At 36.6% G+C, this 15,970-nt stretch carries 15 protein-coding genes; all 15 read right to left on the bottom strand.

Annotated elements, in window-relative coordinates; translation table 11 throughout:
* Positions 1-39: 39 nt before the first annotated feature.
* The 15 genes from dnaX to CXF71_RS07645 all read right to left on the bottom strand — a co-directional run bounded on the left by dnaX (position 40) and on the right by CXF71_RS07645 (position 15,340).
* Complete coding sequence (dnaX, locus tag CXF71_RS07575; protein WP_101232336.1) at positions 40-2,196, bottom strand: DNA polymerase III subunit gamma/tau; 2,157 nt, start codon at positions 2,194-2,196, stop codon at positions 40-42.
* A gap of 28 nt (positions 2,197-2,224) precedes the next feature.
* Positions 2,225-2,770, bottom strand: coding sequence for an adenine phosphoribosyltransferase (apt, locus tag CXF71_RS07580; protein ID WP_101232337.1), 546 nt, complete (start codon positions 2,768-2,770; stop codon positions 2,225-2,227).
* Between the two features lie 112 nt (positions 2,771-2,882).
* Positions 2,883-3,278, bottom strand: a complete 396-nt coding sequence (locus CXF71_RS07585) for a response regulator (RefSeq protein WP_101232338.1) — start codon at positions 3,276-3,278, stop codon at positions 2,883-2,885.
* Positions 3,279-3,430: 152 nt separating this feature from the next.
* Positions 3,431-4,111 carry a DUF1456 family protein gene (locus CXF71_RS07590; protein WP_101232339.1) on the bottom strand — a complete coding sequence of 227 codons (681 nt, stop codon included), beginning with the start codon at positions 4,109-4,111 and terminating at the stop codon, positions 3,431-3,433.
* 69 nt (positions 4,112-4,180) lie between these two features.
* Positions 4,181-4,660, bottom strand: coding sequence for an aminoacyl-tRNA deacylase (locus CXF71_RS07595; protein WP_101232340.1), 480 nt, complete (start codon positions 4,658-4,660; stop codon positions 4,181-4,183).
* 154 nt (positions 4,661-4,814) lie between these two features.
* Entirely contained in the window at positions 4,815-5,312 is a 498-nt protein-coding gene (locus CXF71_RS07600; protein WP_101232341.1) for an HvfA family oxazolone/thioamide-modified RiPP metallophore, read from the bottom strand.
* 201 nt (positions 5,313-5,513) lie between these two features.
* Complete coding sequence (locus tag CXF71_RS07605; RefSeq protein ID WP_101232342.1) at positions 5,514-6,806, bottom strand: tetratricopeptide repeat protein; 1,293 nt, start codon at positions 6,804-6,806, stop codon at positions 5,514-5,516.
* Positions 6,806-7,423: an energy transducer TonB gene (locus CXF71_RS07610; RefSeq protein WP_101232343.1), complete on the bottom strand. Its 618-nt coding sequence runs from the start codon at positions 7,421-7,423 to the stop codon at positions 6,806-6,808. The genes CXF71_RS07605 and CXF71_RS07610 overlap by 1 nt, the downstream gene beginning before the upstream one ends.
* 3 nt (positions 7,424-7,426) lie before the next feature.
* Positions 7,427-7,828, bottom strand: coding sequence for an ExbD/TolR family protein (locus tag CXF71_RS07615; RefSeq protein WP_033093352.1), 402 nt, complete (start codon positions 7,826-7,828; stop codon positions 7,427-7,429).
* A 12-nt stretch (positions 7,829-7,840) separates the two neighbouring features.
* The gene (locus CXF71_RS07620) at positions 7,841-8,365 is read right to left on the bottom strand and encodes a MotA/TolQ/ExbB proton channel family protein (RefSeq protein WP_101232344.1); all 525 of its coding nucleotides are present in this window, start codon (positions 8,363-8,365) and stop codon (positions 7,841-7,843) included.
* Positions 8,365-9,714: a MotA/TolQ/ExbB proton channel family protein gene (locus tag CXF71_RS07625; RefSeq protein ID WP_101232345.1), complete on the bottom strand. Its 1,350-nt coding sequence runs from the start codon at positions 9,712-9,714 to the stop codon at positions 8,365-8,367. The genes CXF71_RS07620 and CXF71_RS07625 overlap by 1 nt, the downstream gene beginning before the upstream one ends.
* Positions 9,714-10,493: a DUF3450 domain-containing protein gene (locus tag CXF71_RS07630; RefSeq protein WP_101232346.1), complete on the bottom strand. Its 780-nt coding sequence runs from the start codon at positions 10,491-10,493 to the stop codon at positions 9,714-9,716. The genes CXF71_RS07625 and CXF71_RS07630 overlap by 1 nt, the downstream gene beginning before the upstream one ends.
* Before the next feature lie 547 nt (positions 10,494-11,040).
* Positions 11,041-11,496, bottom strand: coding sequence for a hypothetical protein (locus CXF71_RS07635; protein ID WP_101232347.1), 456 nt, complete (start codon positions 11,494-11,496; stop codon positions 11,041-11,043).
* Between the two features lie 127 nt (positions 11,497-11,623).
* The gene (locus CXF71_RS07640; protein ID WP_101232348.1) at positions 11,624-12,598 is read right to left on the bottom strand and encodes a class I SAM-dependent methyltransferase; all 975 of its coding nucleotides are present in this window, start codon (positions 12,596-12,598) and stop codon (positions 11,624-11,626) included.
* A gap of 126 nt (positions 12,599-12,724) precedes the next feature.
* Positions 12,725-15,340 carry a TonB-dependent receptor gene (locus tag CXF71_RS07645; protein WP_101232349.1) on the bottom strand — a complete coding sequence of 872 codons (2,616 nt, stop codon included), beginning with the start codon at positions 15,338-15,340 and terminating at the stop codon, positions 12,725-12,727.
* Positions 15,341-15,970: the final 630 nt, after the last annotated feature.

Here is a 15,970-nt window from a genome sequence, read left to right on the forward strand (position 1 = left end):
ATTATTCTACTAATGGCAAAGCTGTTACTAACTATTTTGCTACTGGCGTGGAGAAATACTCTCTTCATCCAAACGCGCTTGGAAAGTTTCTTGTAATGCAATCACAATAACATCTTCTTTTAACTGTGTTTTGGCGTATTCAAGACGCTTATCATTTATTTGACCTTGAATTTGATAAGGATCTGCAACCGTTTCATCAACAATATTAAGGGTAACTGTGATTTGTTTTGACAAGAAATCACAAATAGAATCCTGTAATAATTGTTGAGCTACTTCAGTATACAAATGTCGAGTCGCTTGGTTTAATTGAAGTATCAAATTATCATCGGTGGACTCTTCACTGATTGTTGCATGTATTGCTAACTGCCTAATACGTGCAGTAAGCTGCATAGAGTCAATCATATGCGCCCACTTATCGACCTGATTAGCTTTGATAATTTTTGAAGGGTCAATATTATCTTGATGAAAAGGTACTATCGGCTCAGGTGCCATAACCAAGGGCTCAGGTGATACCACTTGCGGTTCAACTGTTGAGTTAGCACTATCGTTACTACTTTCTGCCTTATTAGGTTGACGCGGAGCTGCGTCACGGGGCTTTTTTGTTTGCTTCTCCAACTCTTTCTTTCGACTACGCAACATGTTTCGTGTTGCTAGCACTGACCCTACAGGACTATTAATACTAAGCTGCCCTGCTGGCTCATTAGATACAAGAGGCGGTTTAATTTGTTGTTCTGGAACACTTGTTACCGATGACACAGACTGGGTAGGTGCGACTTGTAAAGCAGCGACTGGCTCTGCAGGAACTCGGTTTAACTGCTCACTCTCATTTTGCTTAAGTTCTATAGCTTGCTGTTCAATAGCAAGCATTTCATCATTTAAGTCGGTTTGTTGAGTATTTTCTGTTGTAACAGATAGTCCATGAGTAACCGCTGCAACTTCAGATAATTTACTTGGAAATATTTCGCTAACAGGCTCATCAACTAGCACGGTATCGATAACTGTATGAATTGAAGTTAATTCAATCGGTTTGTTAATACTGATTTCATCAAAGCTTACATCGTTAACCTGTACACTACTCTCAACTATAGATTCGTTAACAAGCTGTGATTTTTTCATTGGTTTGAAAGCAAACAATCTCAATAATGTCATATCAAAAGCCGCTTGTTCATCAAAAGCGTACGGTAAATCTTTTCGGCCATTTAGACTTATTTGATAATAAAGCTGAACATCTTCAGCGGACATAGCTTTACTAAATTTTTTCAATAAAGCTAATAAATCAGCAGGTAAATCAAAATGCTGTTCAACTATTTGCAGCAACGCAATTTGATGGAATAATTGAATTAATTCTGCAAACAAACGACTATAGCTAGGTGCATAAGAGGCTATCTCTTGAGATAAAGCCATCAACGCTTGGCTGTCTTGCTTTAGTAAAGCAATAACGACTTGATAAACCCAGTTTTGATCTATACCACCTAGCATTTGTTGAATATTGGCTAAACTAATATTCCCTTGCCCTTGAGCAATAGCTTGATCGGTTAAACTCAATGAATCACGCATACTACCGCGAGCAGCTTTAGCTAACAAAGTTAAACAGCCTTGCTCATGGCTTACTTTTTCTTGAGATAATATATCAGCAAGTTTAACTTCAATCTGTTTAACCGTTAATGCTTTTAAATGGAACTGTAAGCAGCGGGATAATACAGTAATCGGCAATTTTTGAGGATCAGTTGTCGCTAAAATGAATTTAACGTGCTCTGGTGGCTCTTCGAGCGTTTTAAGTAGTGCGTTAAAGCTGTGACGAGATAACATATGTACTTCATCTATCAGGTAAACTTTAAATCGACCTCGACTTGGTGCATATTGAACATTATCAAGAATTTCACGCGTATCATCAACTTTCGTTTTCGAAGCAGCATCTATTTCTAAAAGATCAACAAAGCGTCCTTGGTCAATATCAATACAAGCATCGCATTGTCCGCAGGGCTTATCTGTAATACCTAGGTCACAATTTAAACTTTTAGCAAATATTCTGGCAATAGTCGTCTTTCCAACACCACGTGTACCCGTAAAAAGATAGGCATGATGTAAGCGTTTTTGGGATAAGGCATTTGCAAGTACTGTAACGACATGCTCCTGGCCCATCAATTGCTGAAAGTTCTTAGGTCGCCATTTTCTTGCTAAAACTTGATAACTCATATTAAATTACTTTTTATCCATGGATAAACTATTCGCCTTGATATTGTATCAGTGAATAAGGCGTAATATTTAGCTCTGCTAAACGCTTTTCTCCACCTAAATCAGGTAAAGATATAACAAAACCGGCATCTTGTACTTGCGCACCTAGACGACGGATTAATTTAGATGTCGCTTCAATGGTGCCACCCGTTGCTAATAAATCATCAATGATAAGCACTTTATCTTCTGAACTCAGTGCATCTTGATGAATCTCTAAAACGTCTTCACCATATTCTAATTGATAAGCCTGCGCGTAGGTATCTCGAGGAAGTTTTCCTGGTTTTCTTACGGGAATAAAACCGATATTTAAGGCTAACGCTAAAGGGGCACCAAAAATAAAGCCACGAGCTTCAGTACCAACTATTTTGGTAAAGCCTTTATTCCTATAAGTCTCGGCCAATAATTCAATCGTTAAGGTAAAAGCGTCTGCGTCTTCTAATATACCGGTAACATCACGGAACATGACGCCTTTTACGGGATAATCTGGGATAGTATGTATTGCATTAACCAGTTGCTGCTGTTGTGTATTATTCATGATAGTAAGTAAGAAAACCTTAAGTTGATTTTCTATAATATTAATAAATAGATAGACAAAGCATAAAGCAATTCATGTCACTTTTACAGGGATAAAAGGACCTTAAATAATATTATGCATTAACTTGCAGTGTTTCACTCTCAAAGTCAGTGCCGGCTATTGCCGATAAAATACTAAGAAAGCGCTCTTCGTTAATTGGCTTATCAATAACTTGATCAAATAGGCTAAACTCAACTAGTTTTTTCAGGGTATGTATCCCTTGCGTGGTCATAAAAATGACTGGCACTTGTGCAGATAGTTGACTAGCTTTAAGGTTTTTAGTGAGTTGTACACCATTCATCAACGGCATTAAATGATCAATGACAAATAGTTGGTAGTTTCCTTGTTGTGCTTTTCCTAATGCGTCCAGACCATTAATGGCTAGATCGACATTATGTCCTTGTGAAATGATAAGCGCTGCAAGCTTTTCTTGCACAGCTTTATTATCATCAACAACTAATATATTCATATAGAATTTTTAATAGTAATAACTAATTTGGGCGGATCTTACCCTATAATTATTTGAGTATATAGGGCTTTATTAGATCAATGACGAAACAAATTGATATTAATGTAACGAGAACTTAGCACTAATGTATAATTTATTTGCCAATACTGAAATTACTTAGACAGTTTTAGACGTTGGCGTTTGGGTGTAGTGGTGCTATTGGGGTTAACATAAACATTACTCGCATTAGGTCTAGCACCTTCTACCCATGGTGTTGAAGGTGCAGGTTTATTAACTTTTTTCTTAGCATAAACCTTTTTATCACTGCTCGGTTTTGAATTCCCTGCCGATACTTTAGAAAGCGATGTAGCAGGATTAACTATTTTATTCGTTCTCTCAACATGATAAGTTTTATCAATTGCGTGCAAAAGATTTCGTAAAACTTGATCTTTACATTCACGGTAGTGCTGATGGTCAACTTTACGCGAAAAGGCACTCAACTCTGGCTTACTGATTCTAAAATCGACTTCTTCTAATAACGAAATGATTTGTTCAGCTTGCAGGTTTAGTGCAATTTTAAGCTTAGTCAAAATGATATTATTTGATAAACGTTTTTCTGGTATTGCTTGAGGTCCAGGTTTTTTCCCACGTTTTTCATTTATAAAACCGTTTAAAAACACAGCTAATTTGGTATCAAATAAGGCGACAAAGTCACTATCACTGTCCTTTTTCAGCCATTGACTGACTTCCTCACGGCTCACTTCCTCACCTGCCGAAGCAAAGATAGCTACCATTTGTTTATCATTAAAATTAAAGGTATAACGCAATTTGCGTAAAACATCATTATTATTCACGGTAAAATCCAATACATAAGCATAATGCAGCTATTATACACGCTAAGTGTATGCGCTAATACCTATCTGCTAATGAAATACTTGATGACTAAAATTTATGTGCTTACCCGAAGCCATAAGGGTATGAAAACCGTCTTGGGTGACACAAAGCAATGTCTCGTGGTCCCCTGCTTCTAGATATACTTTTGACAGTTTGTCTAGTTTTTCGTCACAAACCATATTCATATTGTAAGCATCGGCTGCGGGAGGTATTGCCCCTAAATTACAGTCAGAAAACACTTGATACACCTCTTTTTCTTTCATCAACTGATACTGTCCATATAAACTATCATTAAGAGCAGACAAGCTTATTTTATGGTCCGCGGGTAATATTGCCATTAGCTTCCTATCTTCGTGATTTTTGAGTAAGACGGCTTTCGCAATTTCCTTTAATGAAATATTTGACGTTATTGCGGTTCCAATAGAACTGTTTGAGTGGGAGTGTTCAACCTCTTGATATGGAATTTTGTTGTCAATTAAATAGCGAGTCAGTCTTGTTGATATGTTCATATTAACCTCGAATATAGTTGATACACTTATACAGTATAGCTAAAAAGTCATAATTCCGTATCTATAATAAGTCACTTATCAAAAGAGGCTTTCTTATCATAAAAAAACGAGCCTGAAGCTCGTTTCTTTTAAATGAATAGAAAAAGTTAACTAATTAGCCACCACATTTTTTGCTCTTTTCTTTCATTTTATCTTCGCCACATTTACCATCTTTAGCGTCTTTCATTTTACCTTCGCCACATTTTCCTTCCTTAGCGTCTTTCATTTTTCCTTCACCGCATTTACCTTTTGTAGCGTCTTTCATCTTACCTTCGCCACATTTTCCTTCACCGCACTTACCTTTTTTAGCCGCTTTCATTTTATCTTCGCCGCACTTAGCTTTAGTGGCATCTTTCATTTTGCCTTCACCACACTTGCCTTTGGCATCGTCTTTCATTTTACCTTCACCGCATTTTCCTTCCCCACACTTGCCTTTCTTTTCGTCTTTAGCTTTACCTTCACCACATTTTCCGTCTGCATGATCTGATACTATAGTGACTAATTCATTCTGTGCAAAAGGGTTAGATTCCGCTTTAGCTATATTGCTAGTGAAAAGGCTAAATGCTAGTAAACTCATTACGGCAGTGATTGATGATTTTTTAACGATATTCATGATGTATTTCCTTTAAAAGTGCTTATATTGGAGTTGTCTCATTATTATTGAGATTTAGTTATATGACATTAAACATAGACCTGCAAGGAATAATAAAAATTTCATCCCTGTGAAATTTAGACAAAAAAAACCAGCATTACCTATAAAAGGTATGCTGGCTTTTAATTACATTATTTAATTAACTAACTGAATTAGTCAGTATTAAATAGTAACGTTCTTTCTTTTAGCCGTATCAACAATAAAACTTTTCCAACCCTTAGCAGATTTACGTGTACCAGGATCTTCCATTGCTTTTTGAATAGCCGCGTATGCTTGTTTGTACTTTTCAAGATAGAAGTACGATTCAGCAATACTCATTTGAATTCGGCCTTGATTAGATACACCAAGTTCAATAGCCTTATTTAAAGCAACAACAGCTTTAGCAAATTGCTCATCTTGTTTTAACAACATACCTTGTTTACGATAATGCTTCGCACTACTTGTCATTTTGGCTAATTCACCATAATAACTTGCCGCTTTATCAATATGTTGTGCAGAGTGCCAAGCATTCGCTAATGTGGCGATATTTTTATCATCACGCTTAACTAGACCAGAAGCAATATATTTCTCTAATAGCATAGCCGCTTTATAAGGCGCTTCACTTTGAGAATACAAATTTGCTAACATCTTGATTTGACTTTCTTTATCCAAGTGACCAAGTTTATACGCTAAATCAAGGGTTTGAGTAGCTTTCTCATAATTTTCAACTAATAAATAGAACGATGGTAATTGTGTCCACCATTGTTTATTTTCAGGGAAAATTTGTATTACAGTTTCTAAAACCTTAACAGCTTCTTTATACATCTTACGTTCATAGTAAGATGTAAGTTTCAAGATGTACGGGTTTTGATTTGGCTTATCACCAAAGGCTGCAATAGCTTTGTCAGCCGGTTCAATTACTTTATCTAATTGTTTTAATGAGTAATACGCATTAGCAATTTTGATATAAGTTTGACCATCTTCTTTACCAGAGAAATCCATCCAAGCATAAAAAGCTTTTAACGCACCTTCATAGTCTTTGGTTTGCATTTGCATGTCACCCAACAACTTTAAAGATTCGCTTTGATCACCTTCATTTAGTAAATCAGGCTCTATCGCTTTTTTAAGATATTCAATAGTTTTTTGCTCATTGTCACCTAACGTTGCATACATAACCGCAATCATACGGGCTACATAAGCGATGTCGTAAGGTTTTGAAGCGTCAATATCAAGCAAGACATCTAGGGCACCTTTGACATCGTCAGTACTATAAAGCTCAAAGGCTGCTTGTACTTTCTTACCAACACGAGGGCCAACTAATTGCGTAGGACGCTTTTTTTTCTCTGCTTGATCAGCACCAGCAGCTTCTGCATAATTTGCAAAAGGTGCTTGCGCAACAAGTAGAGAGGCAACAACAATAAGAGAAGTTGATAACTTTTTAAGTTTTAAGTTTTTAAACACTAATTTATTAAACATTATTCTCCCCCTCCCATTTTGAAGTCAAGTTGAACTGTTAAGCCCTTTTGTACAAGCGCCTTACCATCAACAACCTTAGGTCTATATTTCCACTTCCTAAGTGCGCGTTTGGCTTCTTTATCAAAGACACGTTTAGGCTGAGCGTCCAAAACTTCAACGTCTTCAACACCACCAATTTGGTTAATGGTAAAAGAAAGAATAACATAACCTTCCTTACCATCTCGAGCAGCTTGGATCGGATACTTAGGCTCGATGCGAACAATTGGTGTTGCATCGCCATCACGTCCTATACCTGCACCAGGAGCACTTAAGCCAGTAGACGCACCTGACATTTGAACACCTGGCATATTGAAGTTTAATCCTGCAGTATTATTACTGGCTTCAGGTTCAGGTGTTTGCTGCTTCGGCGGCGCTTTTGGCGGCGGTGGAGGCGGCGGTGGTACTCGTCGACGCTGTTCTGCTGCAGACTTTGGCGGCGTAGTATTTACTTCTACGATAATATTTTCTTGTTGCTCTTCTTTGTTTCTATCACCGCTAGAAACAAGAAAAGCCATAAAAGCAAATAAACCAAAGGTAACTACAACGCCTAGTAGTATTGATACTAAAAAGCGAACCATATTCTACCCCTTCGCAGCCGCGATAGAAATACGATCTATACCAGCCTCTTTAATTGCATCCATTACTTTAACAACTATACCGTGTTTGGCATCTTTGTCAGCTTGAATGATTACAACATCGGTAGGTTGCTCAGCAAGTAATTTTTCAATTCTTGCTCCAACACGCTCAATATCAACTCGACCTTTATCTAACCAAATTTCACCATTATCTTTGATTGCAACAAAGATATTGGCATTTTTTTGCTTAGTTTGATTAGCCGCTTTAGGTTTATTTACTTCAATACCAGCTTCTTTTACAAATGAAGTGGTTACGATGAAGAAGATCAGCATGATAAAGACGATGTCGAGCATCGGTGTCATATCAATCACTGCTTCTTCGTCTTCACGAATACGTTTACGTGCCATGAAAATATCTCTCTAGTGGTGAGGTAAACTGTCAACCAGTTTAGCCTTTGCTAGTTTAACTTTAGCGTCTAATCTTGAACTAAAGAACACACCTGATAACGCAGCTACCATACCCGCCATAGTCGGAATTGTTGCTTGCGATATACCAGCGGCCATTAGACGCGGATTACCAGTACCTTGTTCAGCCATAACTTCAAATACGCCTATCATACCTGTTACTGTTCCCAGTAAGCCGATAAGAGGACACATTGCCACTAAAGTTCTAATGGTTATCATACGCTGTTCAAGTAACTCGTCTGCTTCGGAGATCCAAGTCTCTCTAATTCGATGTGCATACCAAGATGTTGTATCTTGGCGTGCGTCCCAACGAGAGATGATATCATCTCTCATAGTTGGGTAGGTTGATGTTAAGAACCAAAAGCGCTCTATCATCAAAATCCACATCAATAAGAGTGCGAAAGCTACAACGTAAAGTACGTTACCACCTGTCGCAATAAAACCCCTGACAGATTCCCAAAGCTCTATCAGGAATAACATTATTTAGACCCCTTCTCTGCGATAGCAGCAATTAAACCGGCGCTTTGCTCGTCTAACTTTTGTAATACAGACTTACTCTTACCAGCAACGATTGAGTGGATTAAAATAAGTGGTAATGCACAAATTAGACCTAATGCTGTAGTTACAAGTGCAAGTGAGATGTTACCAGCCATAATTTTCGGGTCACCAGTACCAAACAAAGTAATTGTTTGGAAGGTCATAATCATACCGATTACTGTCCCTAATAGACCCATAAGAGGGGCAACAGCAGCAAACATTTTGATTAAGTTAACACCACGGTCAACTTTTGGTGTTTCACGAAGGATAGCTTCATCAAGTTTCAATTCTAACGTTTCAGCATCAACTGATTGGTTGTCATAGAAAACTTTAAGTAAACGACCAAGAGGGTTGTTTTCATTTGGCTTATCAAGATTTTTCTCTTGAGCTTTAATTTTGCTACTCATACCACCTAAAACAATCATACGTTCAAGCGCAATTAAAAGACCAATAATTAATAGTACTGTTATAGCATAACCAACTTCTTTACCTTCGTGGAAGAATTCTTCTACTGTCTTCTTACGTGTTTCTAAAGATAAGATACCACCACGTGAAGGATCAACATAAAGAGCACGGTAGCCCGAGGTAGTTGAAGAAAAGTTGCTTGCAGTATCAGCGATATAGCCTGCTGGTTGCTTAGGTAGTGGTTGAACTTGACCAACTTCATCGTTATAGGTTAAATAACCGTTATTTGAAACTAAGTTAAATGTACCGATACGCGTAATCGTTTCAGTAGACTTAGTACCATCAAGGTTAGTTACATCAACGCTGAATTGTGAGATTTTACCAGATTCAGTCATTTCAGTTTGTAAAGCAAACCATAGTTCTTCTAAATCAGCAATGCTTGGAATTTCTTTCGCGTTTGCGATGCGGTTTAGCGCTTCACCACGGTTAGGAAACTCAGCACTTACAATAGAAGTACTGATTTGGCCGAATGCATTAGCTGCTGCAGCACGAGAAACACCGAACATTTCACCTAAAGTACCCGTAGCATTACTTAATTCAAGTTCTTTTTGCGCTAATAATATTTCATTAGATGCATATTCTTTAGTTAAGCGTGTGTTACGAACGTTTTGGTCTGCTAGTTCTTTCTCTGCTTTACTTAGTAAAGCGCTTTTATCAGCTCGTGCAGATAAAAATTCCGCTTCACGTTTTTTGTCAAGTTTAGCTTCTGATACACGATCAGCTTTTACTTGCTTAAGTAAATCATCTAACTGATTAGCTTGAGTGGTTGCTACAAAACCAGTCGTCAAAGACGCTGCTAGCAATACAAAATTAATAAGTTTTTTCATTATTTTGCTCCTGCTGCAAATACTGGTAATTTAGTTAAATCTTTTGGAAGTTGTTTACGCGCCATACGAATAGCATCGGTAACAGGTTTTAAGTATTCGTCACCTAACTCTTCCCATGCACGGCTATTATTGTTCCATAACCAAGAATGCTTAGCATCAAGAGATTGAGCAACCAAAGCAATACGTCCCATATGAACGAAATCAGCAGTTAGTGTTCGACCGCCTAGATCAATTTCGCCTTGGTAAGCATCAAAGATTGTGCCGTAGCTTGATTCAATCTCATACGCTTCAAGCACTAAACGAAATTGCTCAGATGTTGTAACGTTTGAATCATCCATTACATCACGAAGCTTAGCAACACGTTCTATACGACGATCAATATTCATAGGAACATCTAGTTTAATGAATGTTTCCAGGGTATCAATCATCTTGTACATTAGCGGAACAAGACCTTGCTTAATTTCATCAATACTATCAATTTGCTTTTGTAATGAAACAACATTAGCTTTTTGATCATTAACCATACGTTGAACGTGATCGTTATAACCACGTAATACATCAGCTTCATCAACAGTGTTACGGTACTCACCAAGAAGATCTTGAGTTTGTTCGTAAATGCTATTGATTTTCACTTGTGATTTTTTTGATTGCTTGAAGATTTTCGCTTCAGCTTTTTGAAGGTCTGTTAATGCATCAGCAGCAGCGATATTACTACCTGCTAGTGCTAGTACGCCAACTATCGCTGTGGCGATGAGGCTTTTCTTACTTACTTTGGACATAGTTCCCAACCATTGCTATTTTAATTTTGATAATCCGAATTAACAAACATTTGTTAATTCATTGCTTACCGCAAATATAAAAGTCTGTCGTTTTTTAAATGTAACTTTTTATGAGTACAACTAATCAATAATCCCAAATGACAGCTGCGCTGTCAAGGTGAGTCTTTAAAAGACGATGTTATGTGTTTTTTTATTAAGCTATCTTTAAGAGTAAGACCAAAACTTAGTGTTATAGAATCACTAAAAGTAGATAGACTAATAAAAAAATATATCTTCATACTATCAAAATTACTTAAATTTAGATGAATTTAAAATCTGAATTTAAGGGACAAAAATTTTGTAGATGTATGTTTTACTAACATCTTCGTAGTAAGTCAAATTTTTTTGTCTAAAATGGTGTAAAAAGGTGTTAATTTTAGCGAAATAAGATTCTATGATGTGAGGATATAGAAGGATATAGATATATTTACTTAACTCATCAGATGAAAGTAATAAATATGACATGCTTCTAACATGCCTTATTTATTAGTCATTTAGGAATATAAATCTAGACTTTACATTCAACATTACTCGTTTTCCAAACTGAAGGTGTCCAGTACTCACCTGACTTATATTTTGAACGATTTTTACGAATATATTTAGCACCTAATGAGTATTTTTTATTTGCTTCTACTTCAAATTCGATGATATGAAAATTTTTGGCTTCGCCGCGACGACGAGTAAGAGATTCTTCAGTAATATGCTCTTGTACGCGAAGAATATGCTTACCTGGAGATAAATTAAAACTCTGTGCAGTACTGCTTATATTATGCCCATCAATTGAAACTATACTCGCAAAGTGCATATTCCGGGTTGATGGGGGTTTGTTATAAAGCACAATTGCACCACAACTTTGATTCTCTTGTGACTTTGTTGCTTCTTCACCAGCTAGATTTCCTTCTGCTGATACTGAAAAAGCCAAAGTCATGGCTAAAATTGTGGTTATAGATATTATTGCTTTCATGTTTTATTTCCTTATTTTGTTTTGTTCCTGAATATTAACCACTGTTGTCCTTTTAACAAAGAGAACAACTGTAACCAAATATTATCTTTGAAACATTTAGGATAATAAAATTATAATTGACGGTCCTTTATTCTTTGACGGCTGATATTCTACAAGCTATTTTACCATCTTCATTTACAACATCATTTACACTCAATTTAGATAATTGATTCTTTTTCAGTAGATTTTTTAATGTGGCTAGTTGTTCTTTAGTTAATGCGGAGTTAATCATGGCCGTTAGTCTAGCTTTATGACTGTGTAAATCAGCTTTAAATAAACTTAATGCCTGTTGTTTATCTTCACATTGACTATTTAATAAATACCTTAAAAACCCAATAAAATCAGACTCCTGAAAAGGCTTTTTAAAGGTGTCAGCCATATAGGTAATACTTTCATTTAGTTCAAGTCTAACACGTTCAGCTATTTTGCATGCCTCTTGAAACTTCATTATTTGCTCGGCACTCTTCTGAGGATTATTAACCTCTCGATCTGTTAGGGCGTCAATCAACTCCGTTAGATTATCTAAAACATCACTGGGACAGAACATTTGTATAAGCATTTCCAATTCGTGTCTATTACTTTTTATCAAAATAGAATCATGGCAATGGCAGACAAATTGAAGCTCTCCACCTGATAAAAGTACTCTTGAAGCTTCAGCAACTGATTGACTTAAATCACTATATTCAATACCAAAATTAGAGATAACGTAATTGAAAATTTTATTTTCAAAGGGCAATTTTTCTATATTTATACCAAATATTAAATTGATTCCTGCTTGACCGCCAAAGCCATCGGTAGTGTCTATTTGCGCATAATCAACACCAGTAAAGCTAATACCTCGTATCCTATGTTGTGAATTTTGGGCTAACCTTAATAATGAAGCATTACCCGTACAAAGATCTAAAACTTGGCTATTATCTCTTAAGCTATCAAAATAATCTTCCCATATGTTTTTTATAATACCTTCATAGCCGTTGATAAACGTACCACCAAAAGAAGTTTTATGCCCTTGTGACCAATAATCATTCCAATATTCACTATCATTTTTATTTATATATCCCACTGTTCACCTCTTAAATGCGGTAATTATTTACTGTTACCCACATTTTAGTTTGTGAGTAAACATCAAAAAAAATGTAAAAAAAAGACCCTGACGGGTCTTTTCTAGTATTTGCTAACTAATTAATTATTAGAAAGAAATTGAGTAACGAGCTGTGTATTCACGACCGTAGTTGTTATAAAGATCAGCATTTTCATACTTACCATCTGAAGATAAAACAGGATCTTCATCTGTTAAGTTATTAATACCTAACATAACACGTCCGTGGCTACCAATATCATAAGTGTAACTTAAGTTATGGATTAACCAAGAGTCTAATTTACCTTCTTCTTTATTTTCATATGTACTACCGATGTAGTTCATATTCCAAGAAATATTATGATCTCCAACTAAATATTGAGTAGTAAATACTGACTTATATTCAGGTTGTCCAGCCCAGCCTGCGGTGTTTATTGCTTCACCACCACCAGATACCTCAATAATATAATCAGTAATAAAACTGTTAGTCCAATTTACACTAAAGTCACCAACACTTGTTTCAAATGAGCCATTAAATGCTAAATCGATACCAGTGATTTGCATTTTATCGCCATTACCATAACCAGTACCAACTTCTAATGCTTTACCAATTAGGCCATTTGCATCATTAGGAGCACGATTAACATAGAAAGTATCTGTAGTTGCTAATGAACCATCATAAAGACCTTCCATTACGTTAGTAATTGAACGACGAGATATAACATTGTCAATATTTAAATCGAAGTAATCAAGTTTAATACCAAAGTCGTCACTAATATCATAAGCAGCACCTAAATTAATATACTCAGATGTTTCTGGACCTAGGTCCGCATTCGGTCTGATATAAGTATTAATTTGTCCTGAACTACAATCAGTATCTGATATATCACGTTCTCCACAGAACGGATAATCAGTACCCGTGTCTGCACTGAACGTTGTTGCTGCATATAAACGATCAAGTTGTGGTGCACGGAACGATTCTGAGTATGAAGCACGTATAACTAAGCTATCAAGTGCTTGCCAACGTATGTTTACTTTTGGTGAAACATTGCCACCAAAATCAGAATAATCATCGTAACGAGCAGCGATATTCATTTCTACTGTATCAGTAATTGGCAATGCTGCTTCATAGAACAATGCAAATACTTGACGATCACCACCGGCAGAGTTACCCGCACTGCCGCCTATAAGACCGGCTTCTGATTGTGCATCATATACTTCAGAGAAAGTTGTATCGAAATATTCAATACCTACGAAGTGAGCTGCATCACCACCCGGTAATTCAAACAAATCAAATCCTAAACCTGCGTTATACTGGTGGAAATCTGCTGTTCCTTGAGTCAGGGTCGTAGCCTTCATATTATTTTGGCCGTCAACTGAACTAAGCGGAATATCATTTGCAATATTGTGAGCAAGACCACCATAACTTAAGTAGTACTCACCAATAGATTTGTTATCAGCCTGATTGTAATGGTAGTAAACTTCCCATGTTGCATTTAAGAAATCTAACTCACCACGAAGACCTGTTAAGAAATCTTGATTGTAGTCATGAACATTACCATCACGTGTACCAATACCAGCCCAACGATACAAACCGTTTGTCGTAACATCATAAGGGTTATCTGGATGGTCTGCTGGCATATCACTCCAAACAGCTGCTGGTGGTGCATAACGACCCATAGATGTATTTTGGGTAAACATAGTTCGACCATACCACTCTACATCATCAGATAGAGCATAATCAGCATCTACATAAACAGTATTACGTTCTGTTGAAGCTTTGTTGTATGAAACATTACCGTATGCATACATACAATATTCAGCGCCTGGCGTACCCCAGTCTTCATCTGCAGCAGTTTTACGGAAAGTATCAGCTCCATACTCAGCAGCTAAAGCATCACAAGATGCTGCAGCTGAAGTTGTGCTCCAGTCTGGAGAAGCAATAGTTGCACCAAAATAACTCCAACCATCAGTTTCATTGTAAGCTTGAATAGTTCCGTCACCATCTAGGTCACGTTGCCATGGAGCTGTAAATTCACGGTCTGCATCCGCAATGCCGTCACGGCTTTGGTGATCTACTGCGAAAGTAACGCCACCTTTATCATTCTGCCAACCGCCAACAATTGAGAATTCTTTAGAAGTTAAGCCGCCGTCACGCTCACGACTACCACCACCAATGTTAAACTCTAAACCTTCAAAGTTCTTTTTCATGATGATGTTAACAACACCAGCCATTGCATCAGAACCGTAAGTTGAAGAAGCACCATCTGTTAGAATTTCGATACGTTCAACTGCAGCCATAGGGATAGCGTTTAAGTTTGCAGAACCACCACCTAATGTAGGAGAGCCTGGGAAACGTTTACCGTCAATCAATACTAAAGTACGGTTAGAGCCTGCACCACGTAAGTTAATTGTTGCTTGAGATTGCGCAGAACTACCTGAACGTTCAGAGAAAGAACCAAAAGAGTTAAGGTTAGAGTTACGAAGTGCATCAGCAACTGTTAAGTTACCTTCCATTTTCATATCTGCAGCAGTAATTATTGTAACAGGAGAAGCACCTTCAAGGTCACTACGTTTAATACGTGAACCTGTTACTTCGATTTTCTCTATTTTTTCTTCTGCGCCTTCTTCGGCTGCAAAAGTTGGTGCTGAGATTGCTGCTGCAGCGCCGGCGCCGAACATCATTGCTACACGAATTGCTTTAGCTACTTTACTATTGTTATACATGTTTACTCCCTGGATCACATACGTGATTGGTTGTTTATTAGTTTGTTTTTATTTTAAAAAGACTCAAGGCTATACTGCCTCGTTAATCTTTTATCAAGTCATATACCTGATCTGTCGGTTAGGATAGTAAACGGGAATAACAGGAATCGTCAACACCAAATGCAACAGATTGGTAATCTTTTTAACATCTAGACACATTTAGACACACACAAAAAACCGTTAAAGCCACAGACAAGACAATCATAACATACTGATATAAATGAACTTAACCTTATATTTACATTGTAAAAAAATTGTGATTTTTATTTATAAATAAAAGATAAAAAAACCCAATAGCTACATTTACAATATTATAACAAATACAGAAAACCCAATAATTACAATTACATAGATACTACATCTAAAAGTAGCACACAAAACAGCTCAATAAACATACAAAAAAGAAAAATCATTTATAACAATGTAAAACAGTAACTTAAAGCCAAAAGAACACTTTTTGTAAATTTATAATTACAAAAGCATTCTTTTTAATAGATGACAAATTATATTCATTGCTACATTTACTCATTAACATAAAATATTGATACTGTTTTTTCTTTAATAGGAACTACGGTATGATTGCTACTCCTA

The organism is Colwellia sp. 12G3 (assembly GCF_002836775.1).
Classification (GTDB): domain Bacteria; phylum Pseudomonadota; class Gammaproteobacteria; order Enterobacterales; family Alteromonadaceae; genus Colwellia.

What these genes read in the sequence shown, in the direction of transcription:
- dnaX (WP_101232336.1), bottom strand. Translation starts at nt 2,196, where the DNA reads ATGAGTTATCAAGTTTTAGCAAGAAAATGGCGACCTAAGAACTTTCAG.
- CXF71_RS07630 (WP_101232346.1), bottom strand. Translation starts at nt 10,493, where the DNA reads ATGTCCAAAGTAAGTAAGAAAAGCCTCATCGCCACAGCGATAGTTGGC.
- CXF71_RS07605 (WP_101232342.1), bottom strand. Translation starts at nt 6,806, where the DNA reads ATGTTTAATAAATTAGTGTTTAAAAACTTAAAACTTAAAAAGTTATCA.
- CXF71_RS07635 (WP_101232347.1), bottom strand. Translation starts at nt 11,496, where the DNA reads ATGAAAGCAATAATATCTATAACCACAATTTTAGCCATGACTTTGGCT.
- CXF71_RS07620 (WP_101232344.1), bottom strand. Translation starts at nt 8,365, where the DNA reads ATGTTATTCCTGATAGAGCTTTGGGAATCTGTCAGGGGTTTTATTGCG.
- CXF71_RS07585 (WP_101232338.1), bottom strand. Translation starts at nt 3,278, where the DNA reads ATGAATATATTAGTTGTTGATGATAATAAAGCTGTGCAAGAAAAGCTT.
- CXF71_RS07595 (WP_101232340.1), bottom strand. Translation starts at nt 4,660, where the DNA reads ATGAACATATCAACAAGACTGACTCGCTATTTAATTGACAACAAAATT.
- apt (WP_101232337.1), bottom strand. Translation starts at nt 2,770, where the DNA reads ATGAATAATACACAACAGCAGCAACTGGTTAATGCAATACATACTATC.
- CXF71_RS07625 (WP_101232345.1), bottom strand. Translation starts at nt 9,714, where the DNA reads ATGAAAAAACTTATTAATTTTGTATTGCTAGCAGCGTCTTTGACGACT.
- CXF71_RS07615 (WP_033093352.1), bottom strand. Translation starts at nt 7,828, where the DNA reads ATGGCACGTAAACGTATTCGTGAAGACGAAGAAGCAGTGATTGATATG.
- CXF71_RS07645 (WP_101232349.1), bottom strand. Translation starts at nt 15,340, where the DNA reads ATGTATAACAATAGTAAAGTAGCTAAAGCAATTCGTGTAGCAATGATG.
- CXF71_RS07600 (WP_101232341.1), bottom strand. Translation starts at nt 5,312, where the DNA reads ATGAATATCGTTAAAAAATCATCAATCACTGCCGTAATGAGTTTACTA.
- CXF71_RS07610 (WP_101232343.1), bottom strand. Translation starts at nt 7,423, where the DNA reads ATGGTTCGCTTTTTAGTATCAATACTACTAGGCGTTGTAGTTACCTTT.